Genomic DNA, 17,451 nt, shown 5'->3' with positions numbered 1-17,451 from the left:
CCAAACCTGCGAGACAAACGAACTCATTGTAATCATTGAAAATCATTCAGATTGAGCATTTTTGCAAAACCGCTTAGATTATGTACACGATGGAGGGGCTTTATGAGTTTTTTTAAAAAGCTTAGAGACAGCATTGCAAGCAAAACGGAGTCGGTCACCAAACAGTTTAAGGATGGATTGGAAAAGACACGTAAAGGGTTAGTGGAAAAAGTGTCGGATCTCGTAATCCGTCGCAAAAAAATCGATGAAGAGTTCTATGAAGAACTGGAAGAGATTTTGATCGGAGCAGACGTTGGTGTGAATACAGTCATGAATCTGATCGAAGACCTGCGCGTTGAGGTGAAAAAACGCAAAATTGAGGATGCGGCTGAGTTGCAGCCTGTATTGTCCGAGAAACTGACGGGTCTTCTTCGCGGTGAACAGAATAACGAATTGAAAATGAACCCGGATGGCATTACCGTCATTTTGTTCGTTGGTGTTAACGGTGTTGGTAAAACAACAACGATTGGCAAGCTGGCACATCGATTTAAACAACAAGGTAAAAAAGTCATCATGGCAGCTGGAGATACGTTCCGTGCCGGAGCCATTGAACAGCTGGAAGTATGGGGGCAACGTGCCGGTGTCGATGTGATCAAACAGCAATCTGGTTCTGATCCAGCAGCGGTTATGTATGACGCGGTGCAAGCAGCGAAACAACGGGGTGCGGATGTTCTCCTCTGTGATACAGCAGGTCGTCTGCAAAATAAATCGAACCTGATGGACGAGCTTAACAAGATCTATCGTGTCATTCAGCGTGAAATTCCGGATGCTCCGCATGAAGTACTGATGGTACTAGATGCAACAACAGGTCAGAATGCTTTGAACCAAGCCAAACTTTTCGGTGAGAAAAGCGGTGTAACTGGCCTCGTACTGACGAAACTGGATGGAACAGCCAAAGGGGGGATCGTTGTTGCGATCCGTCAGGAGCTGGACTTGCCTGTGAAGCTCGTAGGACTTGGTGAAAAAATTGATGATCTGCAGCCGTTTGATTCGGAGCAATTTGTGCATGCTTTGTTCGCCGGATTGATCCAGGAACAGCCAGCGGAAAGTGCTGAAGAAGAGGAAGCTAATTCCTAGAATCATTAATAATAGGATGAATTAATAATGTTAACCGTATTGCCAGTGATATACGTGATAAGTGTCACGTGTAATGTCACTGGCAATACGTGTATAATGGAGGAATGAAGCAGGCAATGTCAAAGGGTTAGAAAGGACGGTTGAAAATGGCCAATACGTATACCTATTCTCGCCGTGAAGAAGTCGCCAATGCGGTGACACATGGAATCGGCGCTGCACTCAGTGTAGCTGCACTGGTGATATTGATTGTATTTTCAAGTATGAAAGGCACGGCTTGGCATGTGGTCAGTTTTACGATCTACGGAATCACCATGCTGTTGCTCTATACAAGTTCTACACTCGTGCATGCATGGAAAGATGGAAAAGTGAAAGATTTATTTGAGATTTTCGACCATTCTTCCATTTATTTATTTATTGCGGGATCTTACACTCCGCTTTTGTTTATTGCTGTTCGCGGTACACTTGGATGGACCCTGTTTGGTATAATCTGGGGTATCGCATTATTCGGCGTGATCTTTAAGGCATTTTTTACGAAAAAGTTTCTATTCATGTCCACGATTTTCTATATTGCGATGGGCTGGCTGATCGTTATTGCCTGGCAACCTCTTATGGCGGCCATTCCTACAGGTGGCATTGTGTTGCTGGTTGCTGGAGGCCTGATGTATACACTTGGTACGCTCTTTTATGTATGGCGTGGATTTCCGTACCACCATGCGATTTGGCATCTCTTTGTGTTAGCAGGCAGTATTCTTCATTTCTTTATGGTACTGCTGTACCTGACACCACTTCGTTAGAACACCATAGACGGATGCATCTCCACGGACTGAGACGCATTCGTTTTTTCTTCTACATAGAGGTGGGTCGCAGGGACACAGATAGAATTTGCTTGTAGTGAAGAAGGGCATAAACCACCCGTTAAACATCGAAATAACGTATCATCAGAGCTGTTTTTATTGTGACAAGTATTTTTGCTTGACAACCTGATTTGTTTTAGGTATTATTAGGAACGTTGCAAGAGTGTAAAGTGTTTTTCCTTGACGAAGGGAGTGCCCCGATGTGAGTCAAGAAAATCGGCTTGAGAAGACAAACCGGATTAACTTGCTGTTTGCTTTTTATGAATTGTTACTTACCGAGAAACAGCAGACTTTTCTAAAGTATTACTTTCATGACGATTTCTCACTTGGTGAAATTGCAGCCGAGTTTGAGATCAGCCGCCAGGCGGTATACGAGCATATCAAGCGTGCCGAACAAGTGCTGGAAAATTACGAAAGCAAGCTGGGCTTGCTGGAAAAGCATGAACGGCGTAATCGCAATCTTGAAGATTTGCAAAATGCATTGGAACGCGCAGGCGTCTCCATTGATAACAACAAACAAATACACGATATCGTTGCTCAGCTTAGTGAATGAAATATTGGCTGAGCGGAACGTATCGGTCTTGAAAACAGTATTAAAGCTTAAGGAGGTGGGATCATGGCATTTGAAGGATTAACGACCCGATTACAGAATGTGTTCAGCAAGCTGCGCGGCAAAGGCAAGGTGTCTGATGAAGATGTAGCCGAGGCTATGCGCGAGGTACGTCTGGCATTGCTCGAAGCGGATGTAAACTTCAAAGTGGTCAAGGAATTCATCGCCAAGGTGAAAGAGAAGGCTGTTGGCAAAGAAGTGATGGAGAGCTTCACGCCAGGAATGGTCATCATCGACATCGTTAACAAGGAACTAACGGATTTGATGGGTGGAAGCCAAGCGAAACTGGCTAAAGCGAACAAACCGCCTACGGTGCTGATGATGGTTGGTTTGCAGGGTGCTGGTAAAACAACCACATCGGGTAAACTGGCTAAAATGCTGCAAAAGCAAAACAGCAGACCATTGCTTGTTGCAGGAGATATTTATCGTCCCGCAGCGATCAAACAGTTGCAAGTACTTGGCGAGCAGATCAAAGCGCCGGTATTCACACTGGGAGATCAGACAAGCCCTGTTGAGATCGCACGTCAAGGTCTTCAACATGCGAAGGATAACGGTAATGACTATGTTATTATCGATACAGCTGGACGTCTGCATGTTGATGAAGAACTGATGGAAGAACTTCGCCAGATTCACAGCGTAGTGAATCCGGATGAAGTACTGCTTGTCGTAGACAGCATGACAGGTCAGGATGCGGTTAACGTAGCAGAACACTTTAACCAGCAGCTTAATCTGACCGGGGTTGTCCTGACAAAGCTGGATGGAGATACTCGTGGTGGTGCTGCGCTTTCCGTCAAAGCAGTTACGGGTTGTCCAATCAAGTTTGCTTCCCTTGGAGAGAAACTTGACGCTTTGGAGCCGTTCCACCCGGAACGTATGGCTTCACGGATCCTCGGTATGGGTGATATGTTATCTCTGATTGAGAAAGCACAATTAAACATTGATACCGATAAAGCCAAGGAAATGGAACGGAAGATGCGTAATGCAGAATTCACGTTTGAAGATTTCCTGGAGCAGATGGATCAAGTGAAAAAGCTGGGACCAATCGATCAGATCATGGATATGATCCCCGGCATGGGCAAGATGAAACAAGCCAAGGATCTGAAGGTTGATGATAAACAGATGGGCCGGATCGAAGCGATCGTTTACTCAATGACGACCGAAGAGAAACGTAACCCGGACATGATCAACCATAGCCGCCGGAAGCGTATTGCTACCGGAAGCGGAACATCTCTGGCTGAAGTAAATCGTCTGATCAAGCAATTTGATGAGATGCGCCGCATGATGAAACAGTTCTCGGATATGATGGGACCTAAAGGCGGCGGTAAAAATAAAGCGATGAAGCAGCTTAAAGGTATGGGTAAAGGAATGAAGTTTCCTTTCCGTTGATTTAAGCGAAGCTGGATCATATACAGATTTCATTGAAGGAGGTGAATTTTCAAATGGCAGTTCGTATTCGTCTGAAACGTATGGGTGCTCACAAAGCTCCTTTCTACCGCGTAGTGGTATCGGATTCCCGTTCCCCACGTGACGGTCGTTTTATCGAGGAGATCGGTTACTACAACCCGGTTGAACAACCGGCTGTTGTTAAGATCGATGAAGATAAAGCATTGGCATGGCTTCAAAACGGTGCACAAGCATCTGACACTGTCCGCAACTTGCTTAGCAAAGCGGGCGTGATGAAGAAGTTCCACGAGTCTAAATTATCTAAATAAAGTGCTGATTCGGAGGGTCATCTATGGAAGAATTAGTAAGCATAATTGCTAAGGCTTTAGTCGATCATCCGGAAGATGTGACGGTTCGGACGGTTGAGAAAGACCGGCTTGTCGTTTATGAGTTAACCGTTCATCCTGACGATGTCGGGAAGGTAATTGGTAAACAGGGACGAATCGCGAAATCACTTCGTACGGTCGTCACATCAGCAGCAGTTAAGATGGATAAACGGGTTACCGTTGATATCATATCTTAAAGATATACGAAAGGGGGTTAGGATGCATGTCCTAGCCCCTTTTCGTGCATGCTGAAACTTAAATAATATGATTGAGATAGCTCGTCAAGTATGATTATTTGCGGAAGTAGTGAAGGGTACGGAATCGATTCTGAAGAAGCGTTAGCGCTCGCCTTTATCACCGGATTTTCACCTTTAAAAATAATTAAAAAAATTAGGGGATAACAGCGATCCGAAGAACGATCCGTAACCGGAACGGTCGCATGGAGATCATCAAATATGAGTACCACATGAATGGATCTTAGGAGGAATTATGGCAGAGTTTATGAATGTAGGTAAAATCGTTAATACGCATGGAATTCGCGGTGAGGTGAGAATCATGCCTATAACCGATTTCCCGGAAGTGCGTTTCGCAAAAAATGCAGAGTTGTTTTTCTTTACACCAGATAATCATCCAGTCATGGTTAACGTGGAATCTGCACGTTTGCATAAAAATATGTATATTCTTCGTCTGAAAGAGTACGGCAATATTAATGAAGTAGAAAAGTTTAAAGGCGGCATGGCCAAAGTGTTAAAAGAGAACCTGGCTGAATTGGAGGAAGGTGAATACTACTTCCATCAAATCGTTGGGTGTTCGGTTATCACCGAAGAGGGTGAAACGCTTGGAACCATCTCTGAAATTTTGACTCCGGGTGCCAATGATGTATGGGTTGTCAAAACGCCAGCAGGTAAAGAAGTGCTGATTCCCGTTATTGATGATGTAGTACTTGATGTGGACATCGAACAGCAGCAAGTGAAGATTCACCTGATGGAAGGGCTGCTGTAACATGAAAGTGGATGTATTAACACTATTCCCGGAGATGTTTGATGGCGTATTCGGAGCAAGCATTCTGGGTAAAGCCCAAACGAAGGGGCTGGTATCCCTCGGTGCAACCAACTTCCGTAATTATGCGACAAATAAGCACAATACGGTCGATGATGCTCCTTACGGTGGGGGTGGAGGCATGGTGCTGAAACCAGATCCGATCTTTGCTGCTGTTGAAGATGTACTGCAGCAACGCGGAGAAGCCGCGGCAACCATGAAAGCTCCACGTATCATTTTAATGTGTCCGCAAGGTGAGACGTTTACACAGAAAAAAGCAGAAGAACTTGTTCAAGAAGATCATCTGATTTTTATATGTGGACATTATGAAGGTTACGATGAGCGCATCCGCGAATTTCTCGTGACGGATGAACTATCTATAGGTGATTACGTACTCACGGGTGGGGAATTGCCTGCTATGGTTGCGATCGACAGCATCGTACGCCTTATTCCCGGTGTGCTTGGTAATGAGACAAGCGCAGTAACCGATTCATTCAGTACTGGACTCCTCGAATATCCACACTACACACGTCCACCCGAGTTTAGGGGCATGAAAGTACCGGATATGCTGTTGTCAGGACATCACCTGAACATTGAGGCATGGCGCAGAGAGCAGTCTTTGCTTCGTACGTTAGAACGTAGACCGGAGATGTTGGAAACGGCGGACTTGACGGACAAAGAACGCATTTGGTTGAAAAAGATACGCTCAAACCGTAAAAATAGTACAGAGTAAATATATGCAACGTATAAACACGTAAATATATCTTTTTATAGAGTTTGAAAAAGCCAACCTTGATACCAAAGGTTGGCTTTTCTTATGTGTTTTGTAAAGAAAGCTGGATATTCAATGGGTTATTCTATAAAATGGAGGTATATTTTAAAACTCAGTTTCACTAAATGAAACCAAAGGCGGTGTATGAATGACTTACAATATTATTGGTCTTGATCATATTCAGCTCGCAGCACCAGAAGGCTGTGAAGAGGAGGCACGTCATTTTTTCAATAAAGTTCTGGGCTGGACGGAGATTCCCAAACCTGAAATTCTGAGAAAACGGGGTGGTGTATGGTTCGAGTGTGGTAGACACCAAGTTCATATTGGGGTACAAAAAGATTTTATTCCCGCCACAAAAGCTCATCCGGCATTTCATGTACAACATTTGGATCAGTTGTGTGATCATCTCATTCATAACCAAATTCATATTGTCGATGACGAAGCAAGGGCAGATGAAGGTGTAAGACGTTTTTATATAAATGATCCTTTTGGCAATCGTCTTGAGTTTTTAGAGTGGGGTTAAAATCATTCGTTTAAATCGTTTAATTACGTAGGCACTTTTTTGCAGCTTTGAACATTTTTGCATGACCACATAATAGGGTTGTAAAAATAAGGGGTTTTCTTTATGGTGAACTCAGCTGGATTTGAATAACAACGAAAAGCTGAGGAGGAAGATGATGAGCAATCAGCCTAATGAAATCGCCAGACTAAATATTAGCCAAGCCGGAGAACGCTGCAAAATGCTTTTAGGAGATCTAAACGGGAATGGCAGACTTGAAATGTTGCTGGTACAGGCAGATGGGGGTATAGACGATCGGTATGTCCCGCATCAGGTATGTTGTTTGACTGCATTTGATCTGGAAGGAACATTACTATGGCAGGTCGGAACTCCTGATCCCGATGCAGGGGGTCCGGGTTCAGACTATCCCGCTCAGGTAGCAGATTGGGATGGAGATGGAAATAATGAAGTATTGTGTGTCATGGACAAACAATTTCTGGTGTTGGATGGCCGGACCGGAGAGATTAAAGAAACACGTGATCTGCCAGGTGATGAAGCACATGACTGCATTATTCTCACCAACCTGACGGGTAACCAGCAGAAAATGGACATTATACTGAAAGACCGCTATAAGACGTTATGGGCACTCGACCATGATTTTAATTTGTTATGGAAGCATGAAGGGAATCCGGGACATTTTCCATGGGTATACGATATCGATGGAGATGGGAAAGATGAAGTGATGGCCGGATATGACATGCTGAATCATGATGGGACATTATTATGGTCTTGTCAGAATCTCGATGATCATGCTGACTGTATATGGTTTGGAGACGTTGACGGTGATGGGCAAGTCGAGGTTGTCATTGGTGGCAGTGTTACGGTCATGATGGACCGTTACGGTAATGAGAAATGGCGTTATGAAGATTCAATTGAATCACAGCATATTGCGTTAGTCCATTTTTGTACTGGAATGGAAGGTTTACAGATTGCAGGTCTGGACCGGATTGTCCGGGGGGATGAGAATGGTAAGGATGGAATGTTCATGCTGGATAGCGCAGGGCAAGAAATATGGAAAGAAAACCGCACGACTCGTGGCTGGTTAACCATTATAGAGCCTGTATGTAACTGGGATGAAGGTGGACTCGATTATATTTTGGCGTATCGCAGAGGTGGAGATGTGTTGCCTTCTTTGGTAGATGGAGATATGAAAACGGTTACTGAATTCCCGAAAGAGGGATATGCGGTACATGCAGACCTGGTTCAGACGGGGAAAGAACAGATCATCATCTATGACGCAGAGGAAGCAGTGATTTATTCCAGCTCTCCGATGACATTATCACTTACCGATGCAAAAAGAGCCAAGCCACAGCTTAAAAGGCTGTATAACTCGACTCTGTATCCGGGCGGTGAAGTTAAAATCTAGGTTTTACTGGTCATTCTCCGATGCAGATGATTCGTTCTGCGGACTGGATTCGGGTTGAAGCAAGGTCGCCAAATCAGTACCTGTCGTGACCGTCAAGCGAGGCAGCTTCATGGGATGATCTCCTGGATGCACAAATCCAGACTTTACGGTAAAGGCCATGCGATATCCATGTTGCTGTAACTTGTAGATCATCTGTGTACTGGTATAACCAAAAGGATAGGCCAGATAGGGTGTGTCTATTCCGGTTTCCTTCATTTGCTGGATATCATCATCCAGAAGACTGGTGTCCAGACCGACAGGTACACTGTTCCCACAGCGCATAAATCCCTTATGATGCAGGTTATAGGTATGGCTGTTGAACTCAAATACGTCGGTTGCTGCCTGCATCTCTGGTTTGGAGATGAAACTGTTGATGGCGGGCTCAAATACCGAAGGTTTATCCTGAATTTTACTGCCTATGACAAACAGTGAGGCATGAAAATTATATTTCTGAAGCACAGGGTAAGCTAATGTATAGTTGTTCTGGTATCCATCATCAAAGGTAATCACAATGGACTTCTGTGGCAGGGAAATCTTCCCGCTAACATATTGCTCAAGCTGATCCAGTGTAATCGTGCGGTAACCTTCATCATGCAGGTATTTCATATTTTGCTCAAAATCCTCCAGATTAATGATGGATTTATTATCTGTCTCGTGATTATTCAATTTGGGCTCTATGTAATGATACATCAGTACAGGTACTTCTGTAGCAGTACCTTGTTCAATCCTGAAGGTAGAACGATCCAGCGCAGATTGGTTAGAGAAGTCAGTGTGTGACAGCTCGAATGCTTTGCGTTTGACTATGTCCCAGGATGTGCAGGCTTTGTGTGACAGTGCATTCGTTGGGTGAGTTACGGCATATGAATATAGTGTAATGGAGCATGTGAGCATGGCGAGTAGGGCAAGTGTGATCTTTTTCCAATATTTCATAAGTCTTGGGATTCTCCTTTTAAAGTGGTCAATAAGTTATATCATAGACGATATTACTACACTGGAAGTTACAGTATTTTTTCCTGTATCAGGTTGACTTGCAGATGAGAGCGTTGATTCACTTTCCATATGGGAGAATGTATTTTAGAATGAAGTTAACATGTGATGGATGAGTTTCAGAGTGGCAGATTAATCAATAGGCATTTGTTTAATTTCTCTTGTGTTTTGATATGCTGCGTGGTACAATAATTCTGTTATGTGGAATACGGCGGTCCTCTATGGATGATGAAGGAGACAAGGTGATCTCTGGAAGAAGTATGAACGCCTGTATGGAAGGAGGGAGTCATAGATGAATATCGTTCAAGCGATTACACAAGAACAACTTCGCAAGGATCTTCCGAGTTTTCGTCCTGGTGACACTTTGAAAGTGCACGTTAAGGTAATCGAGGGAACTCGCGAGCGTATCCAATTGTTCGAAGGTGTTGTGATTAAACGCCGTGGTGGTGGAATCAGTGAGACTTTTACAGTTCGTAAAATTTCTTACGGTGTAGGTGTGGAAAGAGCTTTCCCGCTTCATTCCCCTAAAATCGATAGAATCGAAGTGGCTCGCCGTGGTAAAGTTCGTCGTGCGAAGCTTTATTATCTTCGTGAACTACGCGGTAAAGCAGCGAGAATTAAAGAAATTCGTTAATATAACGGATACCGGGAAGGGCTTGGAGACAAGCCCTTTTCGTTTTTGTCCGGGAAAAGTTGAACCGGAGGTACACTTCCGAGTAAAATGGTATGGCAACACATGCGGGGAATAGTCCGGGAGGCTTGTAAAATCAGTTATTGATAACATTTGAATTGTGGATTAAATGTACTGTAATGCTTGGTGTAAGATTACATAACTGATGTGAATGTTTTTGTATCCATCCATTGAGTTATTGGAACGATACAGAATGCTGGATGTGTGTACTGCTATAAACATGTACTGTGAAGAGAGGAAGATCTTGAATGGAACAAGAAGTTCAACATGACCGGGGCAATCCTGCCGAAGAGAAAGACAGTCGATCCAAAAAAGCCAAAAATGAAATTGTTGAATGGCTTAAAGCCATTGTTATCGCATTAGTTCTCGTCATTCTCATTCGGTGGTTGCTCTTCAAACCGTTTGTTGTGGACGGTCCGTCCATGCAGCCGAACTTTGAAACGGGTGAACGTGTGATCGTCAACGAAATCTTATATGATATCAGAGAACCGAAGCGCGGTGAAGTTATCGTCTTCCATGTACCATCCGAAGGTCGAGATTTCATTAAACGTGTTATTGCTGTAGAAGGTGATACCGTTGAGGTTCAAGACGATACCGTGATGGTTAACGGTAAAAAGGTTGATGAAACGTATATTCAAGGAGCCATTGATGCAGCTGAAGCAAATGGTGGAACCTATAACGTGAAGGATTTCCCGAATGAACAGTTCCCTGATGGCAAAGTGCCGGCAGGTCATGTGTTTGTCATGGGAGATAACCGTCCGAATAGTACAGACAGCCGTATGATTGGTTATGTTTCTTTAAAAGATATTATTGGTCGTGCAGATGTGATTTTCTGGCCGATCGGTGAGATTAAGTGGATCAACCACTGAATTTGAAGTAAATAATGAGGTGAAGACAAGTTGACGATACAATGGTTTCCAGGTCATATGACTCGAGCCAGACGCCAGATTCAGGATAAGTTAAAGCTCATCGACGTGGTCATCGAACTATTGGATGCCCGTCTGCCTGTCTCCAGCCGTAATCCAATGATTGACGAAATATTGCTGGATAAACCCCGGATGATTTTGTTGAACAAATCGGATTTGGCAGATGCAAAAGTGACGCAAGAATGGATTGAATATTTCAAAAAAGAAGGAATTACCGCTTTTCCTGTAGATGCTTCGACGGGAACCAATGTTAAAGATATTCCCGTGCAGGCCAAGCTTCTTCTTAAAGAAAAAATTGACCGTCAAATTGCTAAAGGGATTAATCCTCGTGCGGTTCGCGGGTTGATCGTAGGGATTCCCAATGTAGGTAAATCAACACTGATTAACCGACTGGCTGGACGGAGTATTGCGTTAACAGGAGATCGTCCTGGTGTGACGAAGGGGCAACAGTGGATCAAGGTAGGCAAAGAAATGGAATTATTGGATACTCCAGGTATTCTTTGGCCTAAGTTCGAAGATCAAAATGTAGGTTATCGTCTTGCTGTAACTGGTGCGATCAAAGAGGAAATTTTGAATGCAGAGGATATCGCCTTTTTTGGAATCAGTTACCTGATGCGTTATTACTGGGACGCCCTTGAAGAGAGATACGGACTTCAGGAGTTCTCCAAGGATGCAGATGATTCAGACAGTGTTATTGCGATTATGGAACAAGTTGGCCGTATACGTGGTTGCATTGTAAGCGGTGGACGTATTGATCTGGAAAAGGCATCACGAGCATTTCTGCGTGAACTGCGAGCGGGTAAAATGGGACGTTTCTCTATGGAAGCTCCCTATTAAAAAAATGGACTCTACATGATGGAGATCATTGTCTTCATTGGTTCATTTCATATATACAAGTGCCGAAAGAAGCGGCCGTTACCGGATTACCGGGAGCGGTCGTTTTTTTGTGTATACAAACGCGGAAGTAGAGCTGGAACATACGTCGAAAACGATAAAATGGAAGAGGATTGAAGAACAGTACGCTTTATGGAATTGGCTGACCTATATATCAGGTGCATCTAAATCGTGCTATGATAAATGGTGGTGCAATTTAAATTAGACGAGGTCTGATATATTCAATTTATACCATCAAATACCGATAAATGAAGACATCACTATCTTTATATTGTAAATCTCAAGGAAAAGTTTTACTGAGAGAGACAGGTTGTACAGAACAAAAGACAGAGGATCTACGTCTATATTATAAAAAGTTGTAAGTGATACGTATGCTGAAAAAGCGTGGGTAGAGGAGATGAGCGTTATGGTTGAAAATAATGAAGAGATCGGGTTGAATCTACTGGATACTCCGATTGGACCAAAGAAGAAAAAAGAAGTCAGTGAACCTCGAGATCTGTTGCTCTATGAGCGGGAGTATTGGGACAGTGGATTTGAACGTATTGCTGGTATTGATGAGGTGGGGCGGGGCTGTTTGTTTGGGGATGTTGTGGCAGCGGCGGTTATTTTACCGAAGGATCTCATCCTGGAAGGAGTGAATGACTCCAAGAAATTAACGGAGAAAAAACGGGATGCATTATATGACATCATTATGGAAAAAGCGCTGGCGGTAGGTATCGGGTACGCGGATGCAGAGACAATTGATCGGCTTAATATCAAACAGGCTGCGAGACTTGCGATGAAACGTGCGGTTGAAGCATTGGGAGAAACTCCTGATTATATGCTGGTGGATGCTGAGAAAGTGGATGTGAATGTACCTCAACTGTCCATTATTAAAGGTGATGCTAACAGTCAATCGATCGCAGCGGCATCTATTATTGCCAAGGTAACGCGAGATCGGCTGTGTAAGGAAGAATGGGATACGTTATATCCGGAATATGGTTTGTCGATACATAAAGGATATGCAACAAAAGTTCATCGGGAGCAAATTATGGCATTGGGGGCAACCCCGATGCATCGGCGCAGTTTTCTGGGCAACCTGCTTGGAGAGCAGCAATCTTTGTTTTAAACACGGGTTTGAAGAAAGGAGGGGGAGAGATTTGAATATCGGTTCCATGATAAAGGGGTTAATGGGAGACAGTAAGCCTGGCAATGCCAAACCGCTTGAATTAAAGGAAGGTCAGGTGGTTCGTGGCTCCGTCGTTAGTGTATCCGATGATGGGGGAGAAGCAGTTCTGCAGATTCAAGGTGTGCAGGTGCGCGCCAAGTTGGAGACTCCACTCCGTCCGGGTGAGACCACGTTGCTTCAAGTGCAGCCTCCAGGTGAAAATGGCATAACGGTAATGAAACCTATGACGGGTACACTTGCTGAGCTGCCACAAGCTTCGCTGAACAACCTGCTTAAGGATGTAGGACTGCCGGATACAAAAGGGAACCGGGAACTGTTACTTGCCATGCAGCGTAGCGGATTGCCGCTAACGAAGGATAATGTGGCTATGGTCCAGAATATGATGACTGCCAAACCCGCACAGGTCCCTGTGGAAGAATGGGTGCAGGCGACAGGAATTGCTTTTCAGCGTGGTCTTCCGGTTACGGCGGAAACAGTAAAAGGATTACACCAGACGGTGTTTGGCCCCCCTCTGCACCAGTTGTTAAGTGGGCTGGCTGACCAGTTGGAAACGATGCTTACTCAAACAACAGGTAAACCACTATTGCCTGGAGAACAATCTGCTACGTTGAAACCAGCAGTCGTGGCTGGTGCACCTGTTGTACCGAATGCTTCACAGACGGAAGAAGGATTGGTTGCATCAGGCAATGGTCGTCAGGTGACTGGAACGGGAACACCTGCTTTGTCAACGCAACAAGGACAAGCGGCGTTGGCAGGTTCTATATCCATGACGGATGGCGGGGCAGACGATGCAGGTACTGCGGTGAAAGGAAACGTGCAGACCGGCGGAGGCACAGGAAATGCTGAAGCCGGGGCCAAGGCAGTTGCCAGCAACGTTGAAACGGCTGGCAAAGGAGGCGCAGGTATTCCGTCTGGAACCGGAATACCTGGCGAGAGCCCGCGCGGGGCTGACGCGGGCCAAGTCGGGAGCCGCCCGGGTACACCGGGGGCGGCAGCAGAATCTGTGGCTGGCCGTGCAAGTGCAGGCCAGCCTGAAGCAGGCGCGGCCGGTCGGACTGACGGTCGCGCTGAAACGCCTGCTGCTGCGGGGACGCCGTCCGCAGCAGGCCAGGCGGCGCCAGCAGCGCCTACGGCAGCGCGCCTGGCGCCCAAGCTGCTGGCGCTGCTGGACGCCCTGCGCAGCGCGTCCACTGCCGCACCGGCACAGCCTGGTGCGGCAGCACAGGCCGCCCCTGCATCGCAGGGCGGCCAGGCGGCTGCGGCTGCCGGAGGCGTGCCGCAGCCGTTGCCAGCCGGCGCTGATGCGCCGCCGGCTGGCGGTAGTGCCGCAGCACCTGCGGGAGGCTGCGGCAGTGCACGCGCCTGTCACCCACGAGGGGGACCCGTGGGTGGGGCGCGTGCTGAAGCTGCTCGGTGCGGAGCACGAGCAGCAGGCCGTTCACGGCGCGGCAGTGCAGCCGCGCGTGGGGGATGCGGCGAGTCCGGCAAATGCGGACACGCTGAAGGGCTTGCTGCTGCAGCTTGCCAGCAGCGAAGGTGCACCAGCGGCGCTTAAGGATGCCGCCGGACAGGCCGTGCAGTATCTGACAGGTCAGCAGTTATTGCTGACAACAGATCGCAGTGCTACATTTGCACAGATGCACTGGTTTATTCCGATCACTGGACCGGACGGGGAAGAAACGGCGTCTGTTCAGATTCAATCACGTCGTGGATCTCGTGGAGAGCTGGATGCGTCCAACTGCCGTCTATGGTTTGATCTGGACATGAAAAGTCTTGGGCCTACTCTGGTAGATGTCCATGTGGTTAATAACATTGTCAGTCTGCGTGTATTAAATGATCGCGAAGGAATGGGACCGCTTCTGGAGAGCGGACGAGAGGTGATCCATCAGGCATTGGACAAGCTGGGCTATCAACTGCTGACCTTCAAGGCGGAACCGTGGCCTGCGGGCCAGGAGCCGGGCGCGGAACGAAAAACGCGGGCTTCGGACTATAGTCCTGAACGATACAAAGGGGTGGACTTGAAGGTATGAAAGACGAGTCGTCACAACCGGACCTGCTTTCCAAAAAGGCGGTTGCCCTAAAGTATGTCCCTGGAGAGAGTGAAGCACCTGTTGTTGTAGCTAAGGGGCGCGGCAAAGTGGCAGAAGCCATTCTGGATAAAGCCAGAGAAAACGGCGTGGCTGTTCAGGAGGATGCAGCACTTGTGGAGGTGCTCTCCAAGTTGGATCTGGATGAACAGATTCCGGCAGAACTGTATCAACTGGTCGCAGAGGTGCTAACGTACGTCTACCGTGCAGATCGCATGGCCTCAGGACGTGAGGAAAATGAGTCATGGTAGAACGTAGATTGGGTCAGGAGCCAGGATTAAAGCTCACACGACAGCAGAAAGGCCGGTTAGGTGAAGAGGCTGCCTGTCAATGGTTGCGAGAGCACGATTATCGGATCATTAGACAGAATTGGCGTTGCCGTAGCGGTGAGATTGACATCATTGCTTCCTGCGAGGGCCTGATTGTCTTTGTGGAAGTAAGAAGCAGGAGTGGAGCCGCTCAGTACGGTACACCTCAGGAATCGGTTGATATGCGTAAAATGCAGCAGGTGCGTTCAACAGCATCCGTGTATTTGCAAATGACGGGAGAGACGGAACTTCAGATCCGTTTTGATGTAATTGCCGTAATGCTTGATCAAGCAGGGAAAACTGTCTCTGTGAATCATATTGTTAATGCTTTTTAAGAATTACACTAGAAGTTATTATTGTATTATGTGATACGAAATGTATCTTTTCAATGTGAGTCGGTCAGTAATTTCGAAGTACAAGTTTAATTATGTCTTATCTTTGCATTCGTTTTAGTTTTAAAATTAGTTAATATACTAAAGCCGTAGTTCCTATTTATACAGGAGCTGCGGCTTTTTTTGATTTAACTATGAAATCAGAAAACAGAGGATAGAGCGTTGAAAATAAAATCATTGTATTTCAGAAATTTATAGATACAAAATGTATCATTTGTAATAAAATAAGAAAGTTGAAATTTAAAGAGAGGTTGGTGGGATGTATGAAAGAGTTTCAGAATACTTCGAACAACACAGTAAAACAAGTATGGGAGTGCCCTCGGATGGAAGTGCTGGATATCAGCGAGACCATGAACGGTGGACAGGGGATTTGGCAATATGTTTGGGACGGAGAATTCTGGAAGCTTGAGCTTATGGTCAGTTAATTTAAGAAGTTAAAGAGGAATGTTTGATCAATAAAATAAATGGTGAGGTGTAGTGAGAAGATGCAGACAAGTATCAAATGGATCATTCGACTAAGTACACTATCTTTATGTTTCATTTTGTTTGGAATCATGTATTCCGGAGTTTCTTATGCAGCCGATCCGTCTACACAGGCAAGTGTATCAGGTAAAGTTATTGATCGTCAGGGATTACCTGTCCAGAACGCTACTGTCAAGTATTGGCTTAATTATCGTGGGGATACGTCAGAGAAAAGCGTGAAGACGGATGGGAATGGACGGTATCATATTATAGAGTCCGTTGAAGACAATACGGACATTACTTTTGTAGTTGAAGCAGAGGGTTATGTGACGTACAGACACTATAGCTCCTACGGATTGTCCGGTGGAGAGCAAATACAACTTGATTTTCGTATTTATGAGCCATCCACGATTGTAGGAACAGTCAAAGATCAGGCAGGCAGACCGGTTCCAGATGCTCGTATAAAAGTAACAAGTGTCTTTGATCGTATAGTGAAAACTGATCAGCAAGGTCGATATGCGGTTACAGGAATTGATTACGCCTATAATCCGAACATTGCAATATGGGTAGATGCCGATGATTATATGTTATATGAACAGGATCGCTTGGGTGTCCGGGAGGGAGGAACCTTGAGAATGGATGTTGTTTTGGCAGAGGCGGCACACGTGCGGGGAAAAGTTGTAGATGAGTCGGGCAATCCAGTAAGTGGGGCTAAAGTTAATGCTGGAGGTTCGGCAACAACAGATGCTCAAGGCAACTATTTAATAAAGCGCGTACCAACAGGGGCTAGAACGATAACGGGAGAAGCAGCAGGATATCTAAAAACGAGCCTGAGCGTTACTCTTGTAAAAGGAGATCATAATACGTTTAATATCGTACTTAAGAAGGATGCAGATATTACACCTCCAGTAACCAAGTACAGATTAGTTCCTATTACAGATACTGTGAACGGGAAAATATACATCAAAGGATTTACATTCAGACTTCAGGCAACAGACGAAGTCAAAGGCTCGGGCGTAAAAACAACGCAATATCGAATCAATGGGGGAGAATGGAAGAACTATGAAGGACCCGTCAAGTTTTATGCCCCTGATGTCAAGGTGGTAGAGTACTATAGTACAGATATTGCAGGTAACCAGGAGAAGTACAACAAAATGGATTTTGTTAATGGCACATTTGAAGGGAATGGCACGTTTGAAGGGGCGAGTTACGACGATTGATTACTCGTTGATATGATATGTGAATCAATAACATGAGAATAAAAGACGGTTCTGACTTTATGATTCCTCGTGGTGAATCAACATTCAGAGTCGTCTTTTCTGTTCGTAATGACCTTAACGGTAATGACCTCTGCCGCCCCTTTGAATCTCGTGATCAGATGGGTGTATAATCAAGAAGGTAAACTGGTATTTT

General features: G+C 45.5%; 20 protein-coding genes. 19 read left to right on the top strand and 1 reads right to left on the bottom strand.

The annotated features are described in order from the left end of the window. Window positions 1–102: 102 nt before the first annotated feature. The 10 genes from ftsY (at window position 103) to MHB71_RS13970 (ending at window position 8,084) form a co-directional block, all read left to right on the top strand. Window positions 103–1,116 (top strand): signal recognition particle-docking protein FtsY, encoded by a 1,014-nt coding sequence (gene ftsY / locus MHB71_RS14015; RefSeq protein WP_036609455.1) that lies wholly within the window; start codon window positions 103–105, stop codon window positions 1,114–1,116. 146 nt (window positions 1,117–1,262) lie between these two features. Continuing rightward, window positions 1,263–1,910 carry a hemolysin III family protein gene (locus MHB71_RS14010; RefSeq protein ID WP_017689222.1) on the top strand — a complete coding sequence of 216 codons (648 nt, stop codon included), beginning with the start codon at window positions 1,263–1,265 and terminating at the stop codon, window positions 1,908–1,910. 262 nt (window positions 1,911–2,172) lie between these two features. After that, on the top strand, window positions 2,173–2,523 hold the full coding sequence (ylxM, locus tag MHB71_RS14005; RefSeq protein WP_017689221.1) for a YlxM family DNA-binding protein: 351 nt from the start codon (window positions 2,173–2,175) through the stop codon (window positions 2,521–2,523). Window positions 2,524–2,586: 63 nt separating this feature from the next. Then, entirely contained in the window at window positions 2,587–3,966 is a 1,380-nt protein-coding gene (ffh, locus tag MHB71_RS14000; RefSeq protein ID WP_017689220.1) for a signal recognition particle protein, read from the top strand. Between the two features lie 53 nt (window positions 3,967–4,019). Continuing rightward, the gene (rpsP, locus tag MHB71_RS13995) at window positions 4,020–4,292 is read left to right on the top strand and encodes a 30S ribosomal protein S16 (RefSeq protein WP_017689219.1); all 273 of its coding nucleotides are present in this window, start codon (window positions 4,020–4,022) and stop codon (window positions 4,290–4,292) included. 23 nt (window positions 4,293–4,315) lie between these two features. Beyond that, window positions 4,316–4,546, top strand: a complete 231-nt coding sequence (locus MHB71_RS13990) for a KH domain-containing protein (protein WP_017689218.1) — start codon at window positions 4,316–4,318, stop codon at window positions 4,544–4,546. Window positions 4,547–4,838: 292 nt separating this feature from the next. After that, window positions 4,839–5,351, top strand: coding sequence for a ribosome maturation factor RimM (gene rimM / locus MHB71_RS13985; protein ID WP_036609454.1), 513 nt, complete (start codon window positions 4,839–4,841; stop codon window positions 5,349–5,351). A 1-nt stretch (window position 5,352) separates the two neighbouring features. Further along, window positions 5,353–6,120 (top strand): tRNA (guanosine(37)-N1)-methyltransferase TrmD, encoded by a 768-nt coding sequence (gene trmD / locus MHB71_RS13980; RefSeq protein WP_340029938.1) that lies wholly within the window; start codon window positions 5,353–5,355, stop codon window positions 6,118–6,120. Between the two features lie 187 nt (window positions 6,121–6,307). After that, window positions 6,308–6,682: a VOC family protein gene (locus MHB71_RS13975; RefSeq protein ID WP_340029937.1), complete on the top strand. Its 375-nt coding sequence runs from the start codon at window positions 6,308–6,310 to the stop codon at window positions 6,680–6,682. 154 nt (window positions 6,683–6,836) lie between these two features. Beyond that, complete coding sequence (locus MHB71_RS13970) at window positions 6,837–8,084, top strand: hypothetical protein (protein WP_340030175.1); 1,248 nt, start codon at window positions 6,837–6,839, stop codon at window positions 8,082–8,084. Between the two features lie 3 nt (window positions 8,085–8,087). Here MHB71_RS13970 and MHB71_RS13965 read toward each other — a convergent pair whose 3' ends face one another. After that, window positions 8,088–9,053, bottom strand: coding sequence for a polysaccharide deacetylase family protein (locus MHB71_RS13965; protein ID WP_340029936.1), 966 nt, complete (start codon window positions 9,051–9,053; stop codon window positions 8,088–8,090). A gap of 349 nt (window positions 9,054–9,402) precedes the next feature. On the opposite strand from MHB71_RS13965, the gene rplS reads away from it, so the two are divergent. The 9 genes from rplS to MHB71_RS13920 all read left to right on the top strand — a co-directional run bounded on the left by rplS (window position 9,403) and on the right by MHB71_RS13920 (window position 17,258). Continuing rightward, on the top strand, window positions 9,403–9,744 hold the full coding sequence (rplS, locus tag MHB71_RS13960; protein ID WP_017689212.1) for a 50S ribosomal protein L19: 342 nt from the start codon (window positions 9,403–9,405) through the stop codon (window positions 9,742–9,744). Between the two features lie 305 nt (window positions 9,745–10,049). Continuing rightward, the gene (lepB, locus tag MHB71_RS13955; protein ID WP_036609449.1) at window positions 10,050–10,670 is read left to right on the top strand and encodes a signal peptidase I; all 621 of its coding nucleotides are present in this window, start codon (window positions 10,050–10,052) and stop codon (window positions 10,668–10,670) included. 30 nt (window positions 10,671–10,700) lie between these two features. Continuing rightward, window positions 10,701–11,564, top strand: coding sequence for a ribosome biogenesis GTPase YlqF (gene ylqF, locus MHB71_RS13950; protein WP_017689210.1), 864 nt, complete (start codon window positions 10,701–10,703; stop codon window positions 11,562–11,564). 463 nt (window positions 11,565–12,027) lie between these two features. After that, the gene (locus MHB71_RS13945) at window positions 12,028–12,729 is read left to right on the top strand and encodes a ribonuclease HII (protein WP_083669772.1); all 702 of its coding nucleotides are present in this window, start codon (window positions 12,028–12,030) and stop codon (window positions 12,727–12,729) included. 31 nt (window positions 12,730–12,760) lie between these two features. Then, window positions 12,761–14,344 carry a hypothetical protein gene (locus MHB71_RS13940; RefSeq protein ID WP_340029933.1) on the top strand — a complete coding sequence of 528 codons (1,584 nt, stop codon included), beginning with the start codon at window positions 12,761–12,763 and terminating at the stop codon, window positions 14,342–14,344. A gap of 471 nt (window positions 14,345–14,815) precedes the next feature. Then, window positions 14,816–15,127, top strand: coding sequence for an EscU/YscU/HrcU family type III secretion system export apparatus switch protein (locus MHB71_RS13935; RefSeq protein ID WP_036609395.1), 312 nt, complete (start codon window positions 14,816–14,818; stop codon window positions 15,125–15,127). After that, window positions 15,121–15,519 (top strand): YraN family protein, encoded by a 399-nt coding sequence (locus MHB71_RS13930; RefSeq protein WP_340029932.1) that lies wholly within the window; start codon window positions 15,121–15,123, stop codon window positions 15,517–15,519. Before MHB71_RS13935 ends, MHB71_RS13930 begins: the two co-directional genes overlap by 7 nt. A 320-nt stretch (window positions 15,520–15,839) precedes the next feature. Then, window positions 15,840–16,001, top strand: a complete 162-nt coding sequence (locus MHB71_RS13925) for a paeninodin family lasso peptide (protein WP_133120486.1) — start codon at window positions 15,840–15,842, stop codon at window positions 15,999–16,001. Window positions 16,002–16,061: 60 nt separating this feature from the next. After that, on the top strand, window positions 16,062–17,258 hold the full coding sequence (locus MHB71_RS13920) for a carboxypeptidase-like regulatory domain-containing protein (protein ID WP_340029931.1): 1,197 nt from the start codon (window positions 16,062–16,064) through the stop codon (window positions 17,256–17,258). Window positions 17,259–17,451: the final 193 nt, after the last annotated feature.

Source organism: Paenibacillus sp. FSL H7-0940 (assembly GCF_037979415.1).
GTDB lineage: Bacteria > Bacillota > Bacilli > Paenibacillales > Paenibacillaceae > Paenibacillus > Paenibacillus amylolyticus.
Note: the sequence above shows the minus strand (reverse complement) of the source record. Positions and strands in the feature narration are given on the sequence as shown.

Excerpts from the sequence above, each read along its gene's own strand:
- ftsY (WP_036609455.1), top strand. The coding sequence starts at position 103 with ATGAGTTTTTTTAAAAAGCTTAGAGACAGCATTGCAAGCAAAACGGAG.
- MHB71_RS14010 (WP_017689222.1), top strand. The coding sequence starts at position 1,263 with ATGGCCAATACGTATACCTATTCTCGCCGTGAAGAAGTCGCCAATGCG.
- ffh (WP_017689220.1), top strand. The coding sequence starts at position 2,587 with ATGGCATTTGAAGGATTAACGACCCGATTACAGAATGTGTTCAGCAAG.
- rpsP (WP_017689219.1), top strand. The coding sequence starts at position 4,020 with ATGGCAGTTCGTATTCGTCTGAAACGTATGGGTGCTCACAAAGCTCCT.
- MHB71_RS13990 (WP_017689218.1), top strand. The coding sequence starts at position 4,316 with ATGGAAGAATTAGTAAGCATAATTGCTAAGGCTTTAGTCGATCATCCG.
- rimM (WP_036609454.1), top strand. The coding sequence starts at position 4,839 with ATGGCAGAGTTTATGAATGTAGGTAAAATCGTTAATACGCATGGAATT.
- trmD (WP_340029938.1), top strand. The coding sequence starts at position 5,353 with ATGAAAGTGGATGTATTAACACTATTCCCGGAGATGTTTGATGGCGTA.
- MHB71_RS13975 (WP_340029937.1), top strand. The coding sequence starts at position 6,308 with ATGACTTACAATATTATTGGTCTTGATCATATTCAGCTCGCAGCACCA.
- MHB71_RS13970 (WP_340030175.1), top strand. The coding sequence starts at position 6,837 with ATGAGCAATCAGCCTAATGAAATCGCCAGACTAAATATTAGCCAAGCC.
- MHB71_RS13965 (WP_340029936.1), bottom strand. The coding sequence starts at position 9,053 with ATGAAATATTGGAAAAAGATCACACTTGCCCTACTCGCCATGCTCACA.
- rplS (WP_017689212.1), top strand. The coding sequence starts at position 9,403 with ATGAATATCGTTCAAGCGATTACACAAGAACAACTTCGCAAGGATCTT.
- lepB (WP_036609449.1), top strand. The coding sequence starts at position 10,050 with ATGGAACAAGAAGTTCAACATGACCGGGGCAATCCTGCCGAAGAGAAA.
- MHB71_RS13945 (WP_083669772.1), top strand. The coding sequence starts at position 12,028 with ATGGTTGAAAATAATGAAGAGATCGGGTTGAATCTACTGGATACTCCG.
- MHB71_RS13935 (WP_036609395.1), top strand. The coding sequence starts at position 14,816 with ATGAAAGACGAGTCGTCACAACCGGACCTGCTTTCCAAAAAGGCGGTT.
- MHB71_RS13930 (WP_340029932.1), top strand. The coding sequence starts at position 15,121 with ATGGTAGAACGTAGATTGGGTCAGGAGCCAGGATTAAAGCTCACACGA.
- MHB71_RS13925 (WP_133120486.1), top strand. The coding sequence starts at position 15,840 with ATGAAAGAGTTTCAGAATACTTCGAACAACACAGTAAAACAAGTATGG.
- MHB71_RS13920 (WP_340029931.1), top strand. The coding sequence starts at position 16,062 with ATGCAGACAAGTATCAAATGGATCATTCGACTAAGTACACTATCTTTA.